This window comes from Salinimonas profundi, from assembly GCF_014750655.1.
GTDB lineage: Bacteria > Pseudomonadota > Gammaproteobacteria > Enterobacterales > Alteromonadaceae > Alteromonas > Alteromonas profundi_A.
Window position 1 is genome coordinate 128976 of the sequence record NZ_JABBXD010000005.1, and the last position, 18471, is coordinate 147446.

Annotated in this window: 17 protein-coding genes; 9 read left to right on the top strand and 8 right to left on the bottom strand. The window is 48.8% G+C overall.

The genetic code is table 11. The annotated features are described in order from the left end of the window. Nucleotides 1–74: 74 nt before the first annotated feature. Complete coding sequence (locus HHX48_RS10620; RefSeq protein WP_191024942.1) at nt 75–1853, bottom strand: trans-sulfuration enzyme family protein; 1779 nt, start codon at nt 1851–1853, stop codon at nt 75–77. Between the two features lie 105 nt (nt 1854–1958). Here HHX48_RS10620 and HHX48_RS10625 point away from each other — a divergent pair, with 105 nt between their 5' ends. Beyond that, a complete protein-coding gene (locus HHX48_RS10625; protein WP_191024944.1) occupies nt 1959–2918 on the top strand; it encodes a D-2-hydroxyacid dehydrogenase in 960 nt (319 codons plus the stop codon). Nucleotides 2919–2997: 79 nt separating this feature from the next. On the opposite strand, the gene HHX48_RS10630 is transcribed toward HHX48_RS10625, so the two are convergent. The 3 genes from HHX48_RS10630 to HHX48_RS10640 all read right to left on the bottom strand — a co-directional run bounded on the left by HHX48_RS10630 (nt 2998) and on the right by HHX48_RS10640 (nt 4829). Next, entirely contained in the window at nt 2998–3570 is a 573-nt protein-coding gene (locus HHX48_RS10630) for a glutathione S-transferase family protein (RefSeq protein WP_191024945.1), read from the bottom strand. 110 nt (nt 3571–3680) lie between these two features. Then, nucleotides 3681–4025, bottom strand: coding sequence for an iron-sulfur cluster insertion protein ErpA (gene erpA / locus HHX48_RS10635; protein WP_139755431.1), 345 nt, complete (start codon nt 4023–4025; stop codon nt 3681–3683). Nucleotides 4026–4112: 87 nt separating this feature from the next. After that, complete coding sequence (locus tag HHX48_RS10640) at nt 4113–4829, bottom strand: DUF6776 family protein (RefSeq protein ID WP_191024946.1); 717 nt, start codon at nt 4827–4829, stop codon at nt 4113–4115. A 109-nt stretch (nt 4830–4938) separates the two neighbouring features. On the opposite strand from HHX48_RS10640, the gene HHX48_RS10645 reads away from it, so the two are divergent. The 3 genes from HHX48_RS10645 to HHX48_RS10655 all read left to right on the top strand — a co-directional run bounded on the left by HHX48_RS10645 (nt 4939) and on the right by HHX48_RS10655 (nt 7419). After that, nucleotides 4939–6615: a chloride channel protein gene (locus tag HHX48_RS10645; protein WP_191024947.1), complete on the top strand. Its 1677-nt coding sequence runs from the start codon at nt 4939–4941 to the stop codon at nt 6613–6615. A 94-nt stretch (nt 6616–6709) separates the two neighbouring features. Next, complete coding sequence (gene hemJ, locus HHX48_RS10650) at nt 6710–7138, top strand: protoporphyrinogen oxidase HemJ (RefSeq protein WP_191024948.1); 429 nt, start codon at nt 6710–6712, stop codon at nt 7136–7138. A gap of 95 nt (nt 7139–7233) precedes the next feature. Next, nucleotides 7234–7419, top strand: a complete 186-nt coding sequence (locus HHX48_RS10655) for a hypothetical protein (protein WP_191024949.1) — start codon at nt 7234–7236, stop codon at nt 7417–7419. 10 nt (nt 7420–7429) lie between these two features. Here HHX48_RS10655 and HHX48_RS10660 read toward each other — a convergent pair whose 3' ends face one another. Continuing rightward, the gene (locus HHX48_RS10660) at nt 7430–8086 is read right to left on the bottom strand and encodes a UPF0149 family protein (protein WP_191024950.1); all 657 of its coding nucleotides are present in this window, start codon (nt 8084–8086) and stop codon (nt 7430–7432) included. Between the two features lie 259 nt (nt 8087–8345). Between HHX48_RS10660 and HHX48_RS10665 the strand changes: the two genes are divergently transcribed. Beyond that, nucleotides 8346–9539 carry an Nramp family divalent metal transporter gene (locus tag HHX48_RS10665; RefSeq protein WP_191024951.1) on the top strand — a complete coding sequence of 398 codons (1194 nt, stop codon included), beginning with the start codon at nt 8346–8348 and terminating at the stop codon, nt 9537–9539. Here HHX48_RS10665 and HHX48_RS10670 read toward each other — a convergent pair. The 3 genes from HHX48_RS10670 to typA form a co-directional block, all read right to left on the bottom strand. Further along, complete coding sequence (locus HHX48_RS10670; protein ID WP_191024952.1) at nt 9531–10667, bottom strand: MalY/PatB family protein; 1137 nt, start codon at nt 10665–10667, stop codon at nt 9531–9533. The genes HHX48_RS10665 and HHX48_RS10670 overlap by 9 nt on opposite strands. Before the next feature lie 114 nt (nt 10668–10781). After that, nucleotides 10782–11156 carry a response regulator gene (locus tag HHX48_RS10675; protein ID WP_191024953.1) on the bottom strand — a complete coding sequence of 125 codons (375 nt, stop codon included), beginning with the start codon at nt 11154–11156 and terminating at the stop codon, nt 10782–10784. A gap of 170 nt (nt 11157–11326) precedes the next feature. Further along, a complete protein-coding gene (typA, locus tag HHX48_RS10680; RefSeq protein WP_191024954.1) occupies nt 11327–13162 on the bottom strand; it encodes a translational GTPase TypA in 1836 nt (611 codons plus the stop codon). A gap of 459 nt (nt 13163–13621) precedes the next feature. Here typA and glnA point away from each other — a divergent pair, with 459 nt between their 5' ends. From glnA to glnG, 4 genes are all read left to right on the top strand, one after another. Beyond that, a complete protein-coding gene (gene glnA / locus HHX48_RS10685) occupies nt 13622–15031 on the top strand; it encodes a glutamate--ammonia ligase (protein WP_191024955.1) in 1410 nt (469 codons plus the stop codon). A 209-nt stretch (nt 15032–15240) separates the two neighbouring features. Next, nucleotides 15241–15792 carry a DUF4124 domain-containing protein gene (locus HHX48_RS10690; RefSeq protein WP_191024956.1) on the top strand — a complete coding sequence of 184 codons (552 nt, stop codon included), beginning with the start codon at nt 15241–15243 and terminating at the stop codon, nt 15790–15792. A gap of 119 nt (nt 15793–15911) precedes the next feature. After that, a complete protein-coding gene (gene glnL, locus HHX48_RS10695) occupies nt 15912–17000 on the top strand; it encodes a nitrogen regulation protein NR(II) (protein ID WP_191024957.1) in 1089 nt (362 codons plus the stop codon). Next, a complete protein-coding gene (gene glnG / locus HHX48_RS10700) occupies nt 16990–18402 on the top strand; it encodes a nitrogen regulation protein NR(I) (RefSeq protein ID WP_191024958.1) in 1413 nt (470 codons plus the stop codon). The genes glnL and glnG overlap by 11 nt, the downstream gene beginning before the upstream one ends. Nucleotides 18403–18471: the final 69 nt, after the last annotated feature.

An 18471-nucleotide genomic window follows, 5' to 3' on the forward strand; every position in this document is an offset into this window, starting at 1 on the left:
ATTTATTGTTAATCAGATTAAGTGTATACGTTACTGGCGAATGCTGCGATTACATCGCCCGAACTACCGGCGGGTTACTCCTGCATAATAGTCGCCATAGTGGGCGCTGAGCCGTAATACTGACCGGCGATCTCTCTGGCCGTATTTTCGTACAGAGAATCAACCTCGTCAGCAGCCATGAATTTGTCACAAAACCCCGGATATTCCGGCTCAATGTAATGCCTGGCCGCCAGAATAAAGTGACCGATGAGCTGCTTCACGTTATCGGTCCCCATGGCAATGCGCATGGTAGTTAATTCTATACCGGCCCGCTTTTGCTCTTCGGTACTAAGCTCAGAATGTGAAGTAAGTGCCGGGCACAACACAATGGTGTTATTCTGTCCGATACTTACCTGGTGACTGAAGGCGGGCTCAAGTGCATCAAAAAAGCGCGTAAAGATCTCGCGGCTAAGCCCAGCCCCCGCCATATCAACAGTAAACAAAGTACATGGCCAGCCGTGGTTATGCTGCTTTTGTTTGAGCTTTGCGTTAGCGTGGGTTTCAACAGCGTGGCTGTTGACGCGTATATCTTTGTGATGATTCAAAAAGGCTGTAAACACTTGCGTATTAATCACTTTGTTCATAATGCGCGGTTCCAGGGTCTTCATGCCATTTAGCACATCAAAGGCTTTTTCTGAGTCCAGAAACGCCCCTTTGATGTAATACACATCCCAGAATAATGTTTGCGACCAGTCAACACCGTTCATGCTCGAGCCTTTGGGCTGGAACATCCGGTATCCCGGTCCGATAACCACCCCGGCGGTTGTCGCTCCGCTACCGCATAAATCTTTGGTATAGCTATGAATCAGATAATCAGGGCGACTGCTGATGTCCTTATGCTGCAAAGGCTGATGTAAAACGGGGGTTGCCAGCGTAGAATCAAGCATCACCAATGCGTCGTGCTGGTGCGCATAATCACAAATTCCCGGAACATCAAGCACGTAGCCGTGAGGGTTACAGGGCGACTCTATGTAAACATGCATCCGGGCACCGTTATCCAGTCGCTGTGCATGGGCTTTTTTGGTTTCATCGAAAAAGATTTCAAACTCGTCAGTGGTATAACCGTCAAACCAGGCAATCTGGATATCCATGCGGTTCTCACGAGCGTAGTAGTCGTGCAGTAACTGATAAACACCACCATACACATTGCGTGACACCACCAGTACATCGCCATGCTGCAGTACATTGGCCAGCACGGCATCAATGGCAGCCATGCCGGAGTTAAAGTTCCAGGCAAGATAATCTGCGCTGTATGGTCCGGCTTCCATATCCACAATCGCATTGGCCAGTGAAATATTGGTCGGGTTCAGCAAGCGTGAATAAATCTGGTGGGTAAACTCTTTACCCTGAAATGCATCATCCACCCATTCGGTACAGGCGTAAACGTAGGTGGCAGTGCGCACCACAACAGGAGTAGCTGAAAATAAGGCTGTAACATTATCAAACAGCGGGTAATGATGCTGACTGGAATTGCCCGAAGACAGGCTTTGCCAGGTTTTTCTGAATGGGTTTTGCAGGGTATCCAGCACTTTCGCTAACTGAAAGGATAAAAATTTCTTTGCGTTAAACCAGGCTACCCGATCTTCTTTATCCAGGTCAGCTAACGTTTGATTAGTAATTTCCCACAACCGGGAGACATCGGACTGAGCGTGATACAGGTGACTGGCGGTGCTGGCCAGAGCCTGGCCGTAATCAGATTGCTTATCAATACCAAAATGGGCAAGCTGTTCATCAACAAGTGCCTCAATAGAGGTGGCCTTTGTGGTGTTACGGCGAGGAGAAAGACAACGCGCGTGATCTAATTCTTGTGACATCGTTCGTACTCATAATGGAAAACACCAAAATTTAAACGCTTTGTTAACATTTAATAAACCTGTTGGTGTGAATCAGATAAAACCGGAAGGAAAGATAACTTTACTATGTCGGAAAATACTCACTCACTGGATGTCGTGATCCTCAGTAAAGAGCACGCTGCTTACAAAGCCGCGCTTGAAAAGTATGAGCAACCTGCTTTCAATATTATTCAGGCAACCGATGACCCATCAGCGATAGATCAGAAGCAGGTTCGCGTTATGCTTGCTGATCCCGGTCTGGCCGCGGATATCGTAAATGATTGTGACAGGCTTCAGTGGATACAGTCAGGATGGGCCGGCAACACGCCACTGCTTGAGCAGCAGAAACGCAATTATGTCCTGACGGGTGTAAAAGACGTTTTTGGCCGACAAATGCGTGAATATGTGTTTGCCTATTTACTTTATTTTTCCCGGAATATTCATGCCTTTTACGAGGCTCAGAAAAATGACGGCTATAACAAGTGGAATAAACCTGACTATCAGTACTTAGCCGGAAAAACCCTGGGAATTTGTGGCGCAGGATCAATTGCCACCAGTTTATTACCGGTAGCGAACATCTTCGGGATGCGGGTAATCGGCCTGTCACGCTCGGGAGCGCCTAAGTCGGGATACGATGACATGTACGCACCGTCGCAAAAAATTGCTTTTGCCCGAAACAGTGATTTTATTATCAATTTACTGCCGGACACACCAGATACCCACAACTTTTTTGATGCATCGCTTTTCAGCGCGATGGGCAAAAACAGTGTATTAATAAATGCCGGACGTGGCAGCGCAATTGATGAGCAAGCGTTAACAGAAGCACTCAATCATGAACATCTTCGGGCCGCGGTACTGGATGTTTTCAGGCAAGAGCCGCTGCCAGACCATCATCCGTTCTGGCATCACGAAAAGATTATTGTTACGCAACATACAGCCGCTGAATCCGATCCGGAGGATATCGCGGCACTGTTTCATGACAATGCACAGCGATTCCTAAACGGGGAGACGCTTAAGTACGTGTTCAATTTTGAAAAAGGCTATTAAGCGCCCTCCCTTGATGGCGTGGTTCGCCTCAGGGGGCGCTTTATCGGAAGACCGCGCGGCAGCGCACGAGTCTCATACGTTACTTGCGCGGATCAGTTGCAGTCAGCTCGATTCTGTCGGTGTGCCGTTCTCGAAATGATTTTAGCGCATCCATTTCTTTAAGGCTGTGTAACTGACGAAACTCAATCCAGTCGATAAGTGTGTACAAACAGATGGACGGATAGTGCCAGCTGTCGAAGTATCCATCTTCCACCTGCTGATTAAGCGCCCGCAGACTTGCATCAATTCGCTCACGCTGATTACGAACAATCATCGCGTCACGGTCAGCCTCAATGCCCGACTGTTTCATCTGGAATAGAATAACCAGCGAATCATTCACCGCATCGATGGTGGTGAGCTGATTTTCCTGCTCCCAGCTCAGCGCAGCATACTGGAATTTTTCAGTGAGATAATTGTGGATGACCCGGGAGTCAAAAATGAGATGACCATCATCTTCAAGGCAAGGAACCCGTAGGACCGGCGTTTTACTGGCCAGCGTTTCTCTGTCCTCGCCTTCGTAAATATTCAGGCTGACAAAATCATGGGGAGTTTGTGATAGTAATACTCTGATCCGCCGCACATACGGCGAAGTGGTTGAACCATAAAGCTTCATTATTACTCCTGACCAATCGTACTTGCTCATTCTTTACGCGATCAGTTATGGAGCAGACCACTTTTACTCGCCCGGCCTGTTGAGACCGGGGTCCTGCGACAGCTTGGCCTTCAGATGCTGAAACTTGCGCCACACCCACACGTCGTGGTGGCGTTCGGGTTTTCGACTAAAAACCGAGCACCCTCTAGATTTTCGACATAATCGACAATGCCGCCAACCAGATATTGCAGGCTCATCGGATCAACCACCAGCGTGACATCCCCTTTTTCAATGGTCATATCGCCTTCGTTTACCTTTTCGTCAAAGGTAAAACCGTACTGAAAGCCTGAACAGCCGCCACCGGTGACATAAACACGAAGCTTAAGCTCAGGGTTTTCTTCTTCGCTCACCAGCTCTTTTACTTTCATTGCTGCCGCATCGGAAAATTCGATGGGCATTGCTGCTTCTACAGACATAAAAACCTCTTTGCATACGCTATCCGGCAAGACCGGATTGCGTTAATTATCTTACATCAGGCCGGTGCAATCAATGTTGTTGATTCGTTAGCCATTACTTATCGCAGCGCCCGACAGCGCCTCGGTCCAATCCACAACCCAGTCAAAATCCTGTTGCTTAGTGGTGTACCGAAATACCTCACTAGCGAAAGTAAGTACCTGCGGTGTAAAACCTTCGGGCAACGTGATCGACACGGTCACCGCCTGAAAAAATTTAAACCGGTATTTGAGCGGCCCTTCCGGCAAAATATGTGACGTACCAGGACACAACGTTTTTGACACTCCGCCCTGCTGGCCTTCGATACAAATCTGCATATTACCTTTGACCACAGCACGGCGGGCAAAATTCTGCATTAATACAAACTGTAATCGAAACTGGCCAGCTACCTTACCCGCTTCAAGGGCCAAACCATCGACCACCAATCCATCATTCACTTTTTCCGGCGCCACCACCCTCTGGTAAAACGCAACGGTTTCCTGCAAATCAGCCAAATCATTAAGCGTCTGGCCATACATATCCTGTAATGAGGCGTGCTCCATCTCAAGCAAGGCAAAACGGGTTTGCAGCTGGTGCGACTGGCGAATCAGGTCCGCATTTTCCTGTCTTAACGAAATCAGGGTAGATTGTGCATTTTCAAGCAGCAGCGCGCGATTTTCATCGGCGACCTCGCCCCACTTCATTCCAACTGTGAATGTGAGCATCAATACACCGGCCGCAATCAACACACGCCATGGACCGGCTAAATTAGTCGTAGTTTTCTTCATAGAAATGTGGCACTACACGAAAATTTATAGACATCATCAGCTTAGGAAATCAATAAGCCTGTGATAAGCTATCTGCATTCTTATTTACTTCCTTCCAGCCGGTCAATACATGCAGCTTAACGGGTTACGTCAGGAACTTGCCCACCCCCGAACATCAGTTTTAGTCTGCCTGTTAGGTATTTGTGGTGGAAGTATCGCTGCTGGCCTGATCATTTTGTTCCGGCTTTGCTATGAGTGGCTGCACCTGCACGCCCTGCAAACGCTAAACGACCTGTTTACCCATCAGTGGATGGGCCGGTTTCTGTTGCCTCTTCTGGCAGTCGCCCTTATTTTGCTCGTCGCATTTCTCACCGGTTTTAAACATTATCGCATGGGAATCCCGTTTGTTATACACCGGGTTAAGATGTTCTACGGGTATGTGCCATTCAGAACCACCATTAATCAGTTTTTTGGTGGCATGTTCGCCCTTGCCGGCGGCTTTGTGGTTGGCCGGGAAGGCCCGTCAGTCCATATCGGCGCGTCTGGCAGCAGCTACTTAGGTCAATGGCTGCGTCTGCCTTATAACAGTATTCGTATTCTGGCCGGATGCGGCATTGCGGCGGGCATATCGGCATCTTTTAATACGCCCTTCGCCGCCGTCATTTTTGTCATGGAAGTTGTACTGCGTGAATACAAAATTCACATCTTTGTACCGGTAATGCTGGCAGCCGCCTGTGGCACCGTACTGACGAGGATGGTCTTTGGTGAGATTAACGAGCTCTCTTTTCTGACCTTTGCGGTATTCAGTCAATGGATGTATCTGTATCTGGTTTTGCTGGGCATTGTGCTGGGCGCGCTGGCTGCGTTATTTAATAATCAGCTGATGCGGGTGATGGCACTGTTTCGTCCGTTCAGTATGATTTGGCGGTTGATACTGGCAGCGGTAATTACTGGTGGTATCAGTATTCTGTTGCCTGATGCTACTGGCTCAAGCTTTGAAAGTATTGAGGTTATTTTTACCGAACAGCCCGACACCCTCTTTTTACTGGCACTACTGGCAGCAAAATTTATACTGGCGGTGTTTGCCATTGGCCTGGGTGTGCCTGGCGGCATTATGGGGCCTGTTATCATTATTGGTATGCTCGCCGGCGCAGTCTTGCTGTATCCGTTAAGCGGGGTTATCGATACCCAGAATTATGTCAGCAGCTTTGCTTTGCTAGGGGTAGCCGGTATGCTTACGGCGTCATTGCATGCGCCACTGGCTGCTTTATCGGCAGTGATGGAATTATCGTACAGTCCGCAGATTATTCTGCCAGCAATGCTGGTCATTGTGCCGGCCTACGTCACCTCAACACAGTTTCTGGGCAACCGCTCTATATTTATCCGCCAGCTGGATTACCAGAATCTGCCCTATGCCATTACATCTATTCGTGAGGCCCTCGAAAAAACCGGGGTTCTGGCAGCCATGACCACACAGTACAAACTGTTTATTGACGCCCCTAAAGACATAATCGAAGACTATCTGTCTGAACATCCATCCTCGGTAGTCCTGCAGCAAATTCAGCACGAGCGGGAGGTTGAATTTAAACTGATTGAGTATGATGTCAGTCTGGAGCACGATGCACAGGCACTTGATTATAGCTCGATAGAGGGGCTCAATAGTCAGTCCACACTGCATGAGGTATATGAAAAACTAAAAAATGCCCGCGATGGTGCGGTTTATATTTATGATTCTGAACCTGATAACATCGTTGGTGTAATCACCTGGAATATTCTGCAAAGTTTTCTGCAGCGTACTCAGTACTAAATCTGAGAGCATACCCTGTAAAAGAAGCATGACGAAGCAGGTGCGTATAATGACACTAACGGGCAACACCCATTAATAATAAGTGGTAATAACGATGACGATCCTCTGGCTTAAAGCACTGCATATCTTTTTTATGGTGGCCTGGTTTGCGGGTATTTTCTATTTGCCCAGACTGTTTGTTTACCATGCGCAAACTACTGACTCTGCCGTTAAGGAACAATTTAAGATAATGGAACGGCGGCTATGGTTTTTTGTTACGCCATTTGCCTTGCTCACCGCCGTATTTGGAATCTGGCTCATCACCATTTATGACACGCAATGGCTGGCTGCATCAGGGTGGCTGCACGCCAAGCTGACACTCGTAACCGCGCTGTATATCTACCATTTTTATCTGTACCGGCTGGTAAAACAGTTTGCCCGGGATGCAAATACCCATTCCGCTAAATTTTATCGCATCATTAATGAAGTGCCGGTTTTAGTGTTGTTGGCGGTAATTATTTTGGCAGTGGTTAAACCTTTTTGACGCTTGCAACGAATTATAATCTCAACTATAAATAGTTTTTCGCTATCAGCCTCAACGATAAGAAGGAACTATCGTCGCTATGCCGGAGAGTCTACATGGATGTTAATAACGAGCGTCTTAAATTACTGTTACACCAGACCGATAACGCATTTGAAGCGCTTATGCAGGAGCCGGATTCAGTGGAGCGCAATCACGCTTATGAGTCAGCAAAACAGGAGCTTGATACCTATATCGCTTCCGTTCGCAAAACGCTGATTCAGCGTACTTCCAATCACGTCTGATATGGGTCTTTCATTTTTCAAGTTTGCCATCGTACATCTCAAACTGATTGGGTAAAAACGCAGCGAGTTCTCCGGCCAGTTTTATATATTCATCCACTATAGACGGTAGCTGCTTCACCAGGGTATGCAGACTTTGCTGCAGCTGTGCCTGTTGCGCAGCGTCCCGAATCTTCATTGCTGTATCAATATCCGCCAACGTGGAAAAAAATTTCAGGCACCGGCGTAAACGGCGGGCCGGATCCTCATTATCCAGACCGCTATCCTGCGCAGGATTATCTTGCGCACGCTTCCACGCGTTCTGCCAGGTTTGCTCCAGATGCTGATGACCGCGAAGCAGGCCAGTAAGCCAAAGCTGCAACGCGCTGCCGGGTTGCTCGTCGTGTAGCAAGGCATCCGGAATGAGCGGTGCCTCCAGACGCATCAGATTCAGCGTATCGCGCAAACAATACATCAGCCGTTGAGCCAGTTCATCAATTTGTGTCTGAGACAGCCGCGGCGCATCAGGGTCCTGGCGGATAAACCAGGGCATCCACTGCTCGGGAAGCGGGATTTCAGGCGCAGCGCACACGGCTATCATCAGTCCTCTTGATTCTGCCTGTGGAGCGATTGCACTGCATAAGCGCGGCTGACTGTATAACTTTTCAAAAGCATCAGCGGATTGCGTCACACTTACCTCATCATCGTGTTTTTTCGTTAGCCTACCCTCTCATGCACCGGTTTGCACATTTTGTTTAATGTCAGCTGACCTGTTTACGCTAACGCGTTAAAAGTTGACGAAAATACCTTTAAAAAATGCCAGTATAAGAAAAAAGTTTTTATTACCTCTTGGCGTGACTGTTCGATTTACGTACCATTCGCGCCCCAAAAATCAGACAGCGTTTTAATAAAGGCTGACATTCACCGTTCTTGATACAGGCAGGCCTATTATGGCAAAAGACAAATCCGGATTTATCATTGCTGCGGCATTCATTGGACCGGGCACGGTAACAACGGCAAGTATCGCGGGTGCGAACTTCGGGTTTCACCTGATGTGGGCACTGCTGTTTTCTATTGTTGCGACCATGGTGTTACAGGACATGGCGGCGCGCCTGGGTATTGCCACCGGCAATGGCTTAGCGGCAGGACTGAAAGATATCAGCGACAATCGCGGGCTCAAAATATTTTTCTCTGCGCTGGTCATCGCCGCAGTAGGACTTGGCAACGCAGCCTATGAATCAGGCAATCTGACCGGTGCTGCCATTGGGCTGGATGCCTTTTTGCAGATAGGTACAGGAAACTGGGCGATGATTCTGGGAGGAATTTCTGCTGCATTACTGTACAGCGGTAAATACAAGATGATTGAGTCGGTGCTGGTCATACTGGTGATTGCGATGGCGCTGGTATTCTTTGTTACGTTGTTTGCTGCAAGCCCAGACTGGTCTGCCATGCTTGACCAGGCACTGTCGCCCAGGCTGGACGCCAAGGCCATCACCATGATACTGGCATTAATCGGCACCACCATTGTTCCTTATAACCTGTTCTTACATGCCAGCCTGACAGCTCAGAATTACGCAGGTGAAGATAAGGCAGCAGCCATTGATGCATCCAGAAAGCAGTCGATCTTTGCTATCGGTTTTGGTGGTCTCATCACCTTGGTTGTTATGGCAACAGCCATGCTGGCTTTCTTTGGTCAGCAAGCACAAATGGATGCGTCTAACATGGGCAAACAACTGGAGCCTGTGCTGGGAGAGTCTGCACAATGGTTTTTCGCCGCCGGCCTCTTTGCTGCCGGGCTAACCAGCTCGATAACCGCACCTTTGGCCGCCAGCTACGCGGTATGCGGCGCTCTCAACTGGTCTACCGATCTGAACAGCCGCGCTTTCAAGGGAGTGTGGATGACGATCATTGCTACAGGTGTGGTGATCGCCGGAGCCGGATTTAAGCCACTTGCGGCCATCTTATTTGCGCAGGCAGCCAATGGCTTATTATTACCCATTGTTGCAATCTTTTTGCTGGTAGTGATGAATAAGGGAAAAACACTGGGTGAATTTAAAAATAAAATGCCCAGTAACGCGCTGGGCATTGTTGTGGTTGGATTTGTCGTGTGTCTGGGCTTTTATAAGCTGGCTTCGTTATTCTGAAGCCAGTCGATCCAGAATGTCGGTCAGCATCTTCCGGCTACAGCCAAAATTAATCCGAAAATGCTGCGGTGCACCAAAATCCGCGCCGGGAGAAGGGCCAACGCCCTTTTTCTCGGCCCAGCGCTGCACGTTTTCTACACCCAGCCCAGAGGCATCCACCCACGCCAGAAATGTCGCTTCCTGGTGGTGCATCGATAATCCCTCAATAGCATTGATTCGATTATAAACAAGCGCGCGGTTCTCACGCAGATAATTCAGTTGGTCCTGATGCCAGTCATCGCATCGGGTAAATGCGGCTTCGGTGGCCAACAGCCCTAGCTGATTAACCCATGGCACGATGCCCGCCGCCGCCTTTACAAACTTCTGACGCAGACCAGCATCGGGAATGATGGCAAAAGAAGCGCCCAGCCCTGCAATATTAAACGTTTTACTGGCCGCCATGAGTGTCACACTATTATCTTTAAGCTTTGCGTCACGCCCGGCAGGCAAATGCGTTTTATCCTCATCAAGGATCAGGTCGCAGTGGATTTCATCCGAGCACAATACAACGTCATTTTCATTACAAATACGGGCTATCTCAGAAAGTTCGGATTGGTTAAGTACCGAGCCCACCGGATTCATCGGATTACAGAGTATCAGTAATTTACAGGCCGGATCGCTGGCTGCCTGCGCGAGTTGCGCCAGATCTAACGTGGCGCGACCATCATTCTCGATGGTATCGATGCTGACTCGCTCCAGGCCGTTAAGCTTCGGTGCGGCCAGTAAGGGCGGATAATTAGGTACCTGAACCATGACCTTATCGCCCGGATTACAGTATGCTTTGCAGGTTGCGTTGAAAGCAGGCACTACGCCGGGTGTCCAGACCAACCAGAGTGGATCAATCTGCCAGTCGTGTTTATCCTTAAGCCATCTCACCACGGCATCAATGGCAGGCTGATACTGTCCGGGCAGAACATAGCCCAGATTACCGTGCTCCACCCTGCCCTGCAGTGCTTCCAATATAGGATCAGCACAGCGAAACTCGGTATCGGCTACCCAGGCCGGAATAATATCCTGTCCTTTGTATTTTTCCCATTTGAACGAATAGGTTCCTTCTCTGGAAGGGGTATTATCAAAACTATAGGTCACGACTGGCAATCCTTGGTTAATAATTACTGTTAAGGCAGTGTAACCAAGTCCTTATGATGCTATCCAGTATAGCGTTAGATGATTTAGGAATGAGATGGACGCGACACGCAGTGATTAGCGCAGCAGTGTATGAACCTTATTCAGAAGCTCAGCTATCGCGAAGGGCTTAGCAACAAACTGTGTCACGCCGTGCTGTCTGGCACTGATAACAGTAGAACGGGTTGCATCAGCCGTTAGCAACAAAAAAGGCGTCTGCATGCCTTTGTTGCGCCACAGTGTTAATAGTGAAATGCCGTCATAGTCTGGCATACACTGATCACTGATTATCAACGCGACGGAGTCGTCTGACTGTTTGAGCAGAAAGTCACGTGCCTGTTTACTTCGGGTAAAGCTGTAAACATCTATATTGCCGCACTGGTGTAATGCTTCAGATATGATTTGAACAGTGACAGGATCATCATCAATGATCACGACGGGCAGACTGGACATAACAACTCAACAGAACGCTGGTTGCCAGAGTATAGACCTATGTTATTGATTTTTCCTCAGCCGCAGGAAAATCTTCACAAAATGCCAACCACTCTGAAAGATTGGGGATACAAAAAACAAAAACGCCGGCATAAAGCCGGCGTTTTTTCATTTCGAACTACAGGCTTTGATTAGCCTTTCGCTTCACGCGAAGCACGTTTACGCTCGTTTTCTGTCAGAAAACGCTTACGAATACGGATGCTCTGAGGCGTAACTTCTACCAGTTCATCATCGTCGATAAACTCAAGCGCCTGCTCCAGCGACATTCTCACAGGTGGAACCAGTGTCTGCGCTTCATCAGTACCAGATGCCCGGACATTTGTCAGCTGCTTACCTTTAAGCGCATTAACGGTCAGGTCATTTTCACGACTGTGAATACCGATAACCATGCCTTCGTAAACCTCAACACCGTGCCCGATGAACAGACGACCACGCTCCTGCAGGTTAAACAGCGCGTTTGTCAACGCCTTGCCTGCTGCGTTGGCAATCAGTACACCATTTTTACGCTGACCAATCTTGCCACCTTTATGCGGGCCGTAATGATCAAACGCATGGTACATAAGCCCTGAGCCTGAGGTCAGCGTCATGAACTCAGTCTGGAAGCCAATCAACCCACGGCTTGGAATTATAAAGTCCATACGAACACGACCTTTACCGTCAGGCGACATATCAGTCAGCTCGGCTTTACGGTAGCCAAGTTGCTCCATGATTGAGCCCTGGTCTTCGTCTTCACAGTCGATGGTCAGTGTTTCAAATGGCTCTTCGATATTGCCGTTTTCGTCTTCTTTTAAGATTACTTCAGGGCGTGATACCGCCAGTTCGTAACCTTCGCGACGCATGTTTTCAATCAGGATACCCAGGTGAAGCTCACCACGTCCTGATACGCGGAATTTATCCGGGTTGTCGGTTTCTTCAACACGCAGGGCCACGTTGTGAACCAACTCATCATTCAGACGATCCAGAATATTCCGTGAGGTTACATATTTACCTTCGCGACCAGAAAATGGCGAGGTGTTAACCTGGAATGTCATGGTAACTGTAGGTTCATCGACTGTCAGTGCTGGCAGTGCTTCTACATTATTAACATCACAGATAGTATCTGAGATTTTCAGCTCGCCCAGACCCGTTACCGCAATAATGTCACCGGCACTGGCCACTTCCGCCTCAAAACGCTGAAGACCAAGATACGTCAGTACCTGCCCAACTTTACCGTTGCGAGTTTTGCCATCTTTATCGATGATCGTGACCTGCTGGTTAGTTTTAACCGAACCACGCTTAACACGGCCAACACCGATAACGCCAACGTATGAGTTATAGTCCAGCTGAGAAATCTGCATCTGGAACGGGCCTTCCGGATCAGTATTTGGCGCGTTAACCTTTTCAATGATGGTTTCAAACAGCGGGTTCATATCTGTACCCACAGTATCGGCATCCAGTGACGCCCAACCATTAATCGCAGAAGCGTAAACGACATCGAAATCCAGTTGCTCGTCAGTGGCACCCAGGTTGTCGAACAAATCGAAGACCTGATCCATGACCCAGTCAGGACGTGCACCTGGCTTATCAATCTTGTTAATAACGACGATCGGCTTCAGTCCCTGCGCAAACGCTTTTTGCGTTACAAAGCGTGTTTGCGGCATTGGGCCTTCCTGCGCATCAACCAATAGCAATACAGAATCAGCCATCGACATTACACGCTCTACCTCACCACCGAAGTCGGCGTGTCCGGGAGTATCCACGATATTAATGTGGTAGTCTTTCCAGTTGATGGCCGTGTTTTTCGCCAGAATGGTAATGCCACGTTCTTTCTCGATATCATTCGAGTCCATAACGCGTTCTTCTGCTTCGCCACGGCTTTCTAATGTACCGGACTGCTGCAACAGCTTATCAACCAACGTTGTTTTACCATGGTCAACGTGCGCAATAATCGCGATGTTGCGTAACTTTGAAATATCGTAAGTATTCATTAAATAGAGCCTGTATTACCTGCCCGGTACTACCCAGAGGGACCGGTTTTGGAAGTGAAAAATTTTGCAGAGATGAAATGTGCGCGGATTGTACAGAAATTCTCAAGGCTTTTCGCCTGTTTTTTCGTTTATTTTCCATCACTCAGGTAATCTCAATGAGAAAAACAGGTGTATGAACGCCTGTAGAGAAGAAAATAACACTTAGTGCGCTGTTGAACGCGTGGTTGCCGCACCAGCATAACGCACGCTGAGTGAGTCGAGCGGTCATGATATTGCACCACAAAGAAGCGTCACTGCACTTTAGTGGTGCACTAAATCATCCGTTTTTTCCGTGAACATTTGTCTATCCCGCGAATTTGCGGATGTCGACAAATGGCATGAATATCGCTTCGACGTTTTTAACTTAAGACAGGAAACATTGTTTTTCCTGCGCTAATACATCAAAACCTGGAGGACACGATGTCAATAGAAAAGGCATTAGAGCTGATTCAAGAAAGTGAAGCGAAATTTGTCGATTTACGTTTTACTGATACAAAAGGTAAAGAGCAACACGTATCTATTCCGGCAGCTCTGGTCGACGACGAATTTTTTGAAGAAGGCAAGATGTTCGACGGGTCTTCAATCAGCGGCTGGAAAGGTATTAATGAGTCAGACATGATTCTGATGCCTGATTCAACGTCTGCTGTGCTTGACCCGTTTGCTGAAGAGACACAGGTCAACATTCGTTGTGACATCGTTGAGCCTACTACGCTTGAAGGTTACGAGCGTGACCCGCGTTCAGTGGCTCGCCGTGCCGAGGAATTCCTGAAATCAACAGGTATCGGTGATACGGCTTTCTTTGGTCCGGAGCCAGAATTCTTTCTCTTTGATGATGTTCGCTTCCACACAGACATGAGTGGCTCGTTCTACAAAATCGATTCATCTGAAGCGAAGTGGAACTCAGGTGAAGACTTTGAAGGCGGTAACCTGGCTCACCGTCCAGGCGTGAAAGGCGGATACTTCCCGGTTCCACCGGTAGATTCTGCCCATGATACACGTGCTGCAATGTGTCTGGTCATGGAAGAAATGGGTCTGCGTATCGAGGCGCACCACCACGAAGTTGCTACCGCAGGTCAGAACGAAATCGCCTGTGAGTTTAATACACTGGTGAAAAAAGCGGATGAGCTTCAGATTTACAAGTATGTTGTACACAATGTGGCGCATGCTTACGGCCAGACTGCGACGTTCATGCCTAAGCCACTTGTAGGTGACAACGGTTCTGGTATGCACGTGCACCAGTCAATTTCTAAAGACGGCAAGAACATTTTTGCCGGCGATAAATATGCAGGTCTGTCAGAAGAAGCACTGTATTATGTAGGTGGTATCATTAAGCACGCCCGCGCAATCAATGCCTTTACCAATGCTTCTACAAACTCGTACAAGCGTCTGGTACCTGGGTTTGAGGCGCCGGTAATGCTGGCTTATTCAGCCCGTAACCGTTCTGCGTCAATCCGTATACCTTATGTAACAAGTGATAAGGCACGCCGTATTGAAGTTCGCTTCCCTGACCCGACTGGTAACCCTTATCTGGCGTTCACCGCGATGTTGATGGCAGGTATCGATGGCATCAAGAATAAGATTCACCCTGGCGATGCCATGGATAAAGATCTGTATGATCTGCCAGCTGAAGAAGCCAAAGACATCCCAACTGTCGCAAGCTCGCTGGAAATGGCACTTGAGGCGCTGGACAACGACCGTGAATTCCTTAAGGCCGGTGGTGTTATGACAGACGATATGATCGATGCTTACATCGATCTTAAGTCTGAAGAAGTCACCACACTGCGTATGACAACGCACCCGGTTGAGTTCGATATGTATTACAGCGTGTAAATCTTCACGCTTATCAAAAGCCCGCATCATGCGGGCTTTTTTGTGCATAACGCACTATCCCGGGCAACAGAACAGGCTGCCAGCAACAGCGCCGCTACAGACAGATAAGGTGTTACTATTAACGCAATAAATCATACGTATTTATTAACTAAACTGTGTTCTTTCAGGCCTGAATACGTACTATGTTTATAACTGAAAAGGAGTGAACGATGAAAATATCAGTGCTTTTGGCAGGAATAAGCATCAGCGTAATGCTGGGTACCGTGCACGGACAAGAGGTCTATAAAATAGAAAAGGAAGACGGTACGGTGGTTTACACGGACACACCATCGAAGCAAAGTGAGCCGGTGACCTTTGAAGCTAAGACGTCTAATGTCGCACAAAGCCTGCCCGTTAGTTCTCCCAAGCCAGTTTCCCCTCAAGACAATGCTGCGAAGCGACAGGCACAACCGACGCCCGATTACCAGGTCTCAGTATCGCACCCGGCGCCTGAGGCGACCGTCAGGGACAATAGCGGCTCCATGACCATCAGGGCATCTTCGCAACCCAAATCGTCAGGCCCCTATCAGTTGACGATGAACGGCGAGATCGTTAAAACCAGCGCCAATGGCGAGTTTTCACTCACCGGTGTTAATCGTGGAACGCATACCTTTAGTATTCAGCTACTGGACAAGTCGGGCAAGACTCTTGCATCGAGCAACGAACAAACATTTTATATGCACCAAGCCTCAGCGCTGATTAACACACAAAACAGTCAGTAGCGCTTAACCCCCTGCCATAACGGGCTTTCATGATGAAGGTTTTGGTGCATAGGCAACATTGCGCTGTTAAAACGACAGTGTACAATGCACCAGGATAGTGCAAAGGAGTATTTGCAATCATGCATGGCTTCGCTCAGGCGCCATTTAATCTGCTCGATAATCTGAATACCGCACTGGTCATGGTTGATGATCAGCTCAATATCGTTTACGCCAATCATGCTGGTGAGGCGCTATTTGAAACCGGCACCAAGCAACTTTACGGTCATCCGCTTTACGATTTTTTCTTACCCGGCGCGATCAAGCAGTCCCGCTTAAAAGCGGCCATGCGCCGGGGCGAGGACTTTACCGAAAATGAAGTCAGGTTAGTGTTTAAAGACAATCGCTTCGTGATGGCTGACCTGACCGTCACGAACCTGCAAATTGAGTCTCGGGCGCGCCTGTTATTCGAAGTACGCCAGATAGACCAGCAAAAGCGTATTTCCCGTGAAAATCTGCAAAATGCCCAGCACTATGCAGCCAGAGAGCTGGTTCGCGGTCTTGCACATGAAATTAAAAACCCGCTTGGCGGTATCCGGGGCGCCGCCCAGCTTTTGGAAAAAGAGCTCAACAGTGAGGCGCTCAAAGAGTTTACGCAGATGATCATTGAACAGTCTGATCGGCTGCGCAATCTGGTGGATCGGCTGCTTGGGCCTAACGCCCTGCCCCGCTTACAATGGAGTAATCTCCATCAGGCGCTGGAGAAAGTCCGTAGTCTGATGCGGATGGACTCAGACAACCCCATCACAATTATTCGTGACTATGATCCGAGCATTCCGGATATTCATGTCGATCAGGACATGATACAGCAGGCCGTACTGAATATTCTGCGTAACAGTGTACAGGCGCTGACGGAGGCAGCAATCGAGAACCCGCGCATTCGTTTGCAGACGCGTGTAGAACGGCAGATGACAATACAGGGAAAGCGCCACCCGCTGGTTGCTAAAATTATCATCGCTGATAACGGTCCGGGCATTCCGGATGAAATAAAAGATACGCTGTTTTACCCCATGGTAAGCAGTAAGAAACATGGCAGCGGGCTGGGATTATCCATTGCACAGACTTTGATTAATCACCATGGCGGACGCATCGATGTTGATAGTCATGCCGGATATACCGAATTTGCCCTCTATCTTCCTATAGACCGAAAGGAGTTAATTGATGAACAGTGAATCCGTCTGGATTGTAGACGACGACAGCTCTATTCGCTGGGTCATTCAAAAAGCCCTTCAGGCTGCCAACATCAGCTGTATCTGCTTTGAAAACCCGGAAGATCTGTTACGCCAGCTGCACAGTGGCCAGTCTCCTGAGGTCGTCATTTCAGATATTCGTATGCCTCAGATGGACGGTATGGCACTGCTTCAGGAAGTGCACGACGTAAATACAATGATACCGGTCATCATAATGACGGCACACTCCGATTTGGATAGCGCAGTCAATGCCTACCAAAGCGGTGCTTTTGAGTACCTGCCCAAACCTTTCGATATTGACGAGGCGGTCACCCTTACCCAGCGAGCGTTAGCTCACGCCAGAGAGCAAAAGCGGCACCAGGAAGCGCCGCCCGTCGAATCAGCTACTGAGATTATCGGCGAGGCGCCGGCGATGCAGGAAGTATTTCGTGCCATTGGACGACTTTCCCGCTCATCGATCAGTGTATTAATCAATGGTCAGTCAGGAACCGGTAAGGAGCTGGTGGCCCAGGCGTTACATCGCCATAGCCCGCGGGCAGCCAATCCGTTCATTGCACTGAACATGGCAGCCATCCCCGCCGATCTGGTGGAGTCGGAGTTATTTGGCCATGAAAAGGGCGCATTTACAGGCGCTCAAAATGCTCGCCAGGGCCGGTTTGAACAAGCTAACGGCGGTACGCTTTTTCTTGACGAAATCGGAGATATGCCGCTGGATGTGCAAACCCGCCTTTTGCGTGTCCTGGCAGACGGGCAGTTTTATCGGGTTGGCGGTCATCAGTCTGTTACCGTAGACGTTCGCATTATTGCGGCGACACACCAAAACCTTGAGCAGCGCGTAGCACAGGGCAAGTTCCGCGAAGATTTGTTTCACCGTCTCAACGTGATTCGTATCCACCTTCCCTCATTGGCAGAGCGCCGTGAAGATATCGGTTTACTGGCCAAGCATTTTCTTCGCCAGGCCGCCATTGAACTTGATGTGGAAACCAAAACCCTGAGCAAAGAAACTGAAAAATTGATGGCGCGTCTGCCCTGGCCCGGAAACGTCAGGCAACTGGAAAATGTCTGCCGCTGGCTGACGGTGATGGCCAGTGGGCAAGAGGTGCTTCCTCACGATTTACCTCCCGAGATCCATAACGAGGGAAGCCGCGACGCCGAAGGTAAAAACGCCGGTGACTGGCCTGAATTACTGGCAAGATGGACAGATGCCCAGCTCAATGCCGGACAATTCGATATTTTGAATGATGCTATGCATACGTTTGAAAAAATAATGCTTGAACGTGCCTTACATTTTACTCATGGGCATAAGCAAGATGCGGCACGCCGACTGGGCTGGGGACGTAATACTCTGACCAGGAAACTCAAAGAGCTGGATATTTCTCTTTAACCCCCATAAATGCGGGCGAATTCGATTTACAATTGCGCCCGCGTCTTTATCTATTAAGTAAAAAAACAC

What these genes read in the sequence shown, in the direction of transcription:
- HHX48_RS10690 (WP_191024956.1), top strand. Translation starts at nt 15,241, where the DNA reads ATGAAAATATCAGTGCTTTTGGCAGGAATAAGCATCAGCGTAATGCTG.
- HHX48_RS10655 (WP_191024949.1), top strand. Translation starts at nt 7,234, where the DNA reads ATGGATGTTAATAACGAGCGTCTTAAATTACTGTTACACCAGACCGAT.
- glnA (WP_191024955.1), top strand. Translation starts at nt 13,622, where the DNA reads ATGTCAATAGAAAAGGCATTAGAGCTGATTCAAGAAAGTGAAGCGAAA.
- glnG (WP_191024958.1), top strand. Translation starts at nt 16,990, where the DNA reads ATGAACAGTGAATCCGTCTGGATTGTAGACGACGACAGCTCTATTCGC.
- glnL (WP_191024957.1), top strand. Translation starts at nt 15,912, where the DNA reads ATGCATGGCTTCGCTCAGGCGCCATTTAATCTGCTCGATAATCTGAAT.
- HHX48_RS10625 (WP_191024944.1), top strand. Translation starts at nt 1,959, where the DNA reads ATGTCGGAAAATACTCACTCACTGGATGTCGTGATCCTCAGTAAAGAG.
- HHX48_RS10675 (WP_191024953.1), bottom strand. Translation starts at nt 11,156, where the DNA reads ATGTCCAGTCTGCCCGTCGTGATCATTGATGATGATCCTGTCACTGTT.
- HHX48_RS10665 (WP_191024951.1), top strand. Translation starts at nt 8,346, where the DNA reads ATGGCAAAAGACAAATCCGGATTTATCATTGCTGCGGCATTCATTGGA.
- HHX48_RS10640 (WP_191024946.1), bottom strand. Translation starts at nt 4,829, where the DNA reads ATGAAGAAAACTACGACTAATTTAGCCGGTCCATGGCGTGTGTTGATT.
- hemJ (WP_191024948.1), top strand. Translation starts at nt 6,710, where the DNA reads ATGACGATCCTCTGGCTTAAAGCACTGCATATCTTTTTTATGGTGGCC.
- erpA (WP_139755431.1), bottom strand. Translation starts at nt 4,025, where the DNA reads ATGTCTGTAGAAGCAGCAATGCCCATCGAATTTTCCGATGCGGCAGCA.
- typA (WP_191024954.1), bottom strand. Translation starts at nt 13,162, where the DNA reads ATGAATACTTACGATATTTCAAAGTTACGCAACATCGCGATTATTGCG.
- HHX48_RS10645 (WP_191024947.1), top strand. Translation starts at nt 4,939, where the DNA reads ATGCAGCTTAACGGGTTACGTCAGGAACTTGCCCACCCCCGAACATCA.
- HHX48_RS10620 (WP_191024942.1), bottom strand. Translation starts at nt 1,853, where the DNA reads ATGTCACAAGAATTAGATCACGCGCGTTGTCTTTCTCCTCGCCGTAAC.
- HHX48_RS10630 (WP_191024945.1), bottom strand. Translation starts at nt 3,570, where the DNA reads ATGAAGCTTTATGGTTCAACCACTTCGCCGTATGTGCGGCGGATCAGA.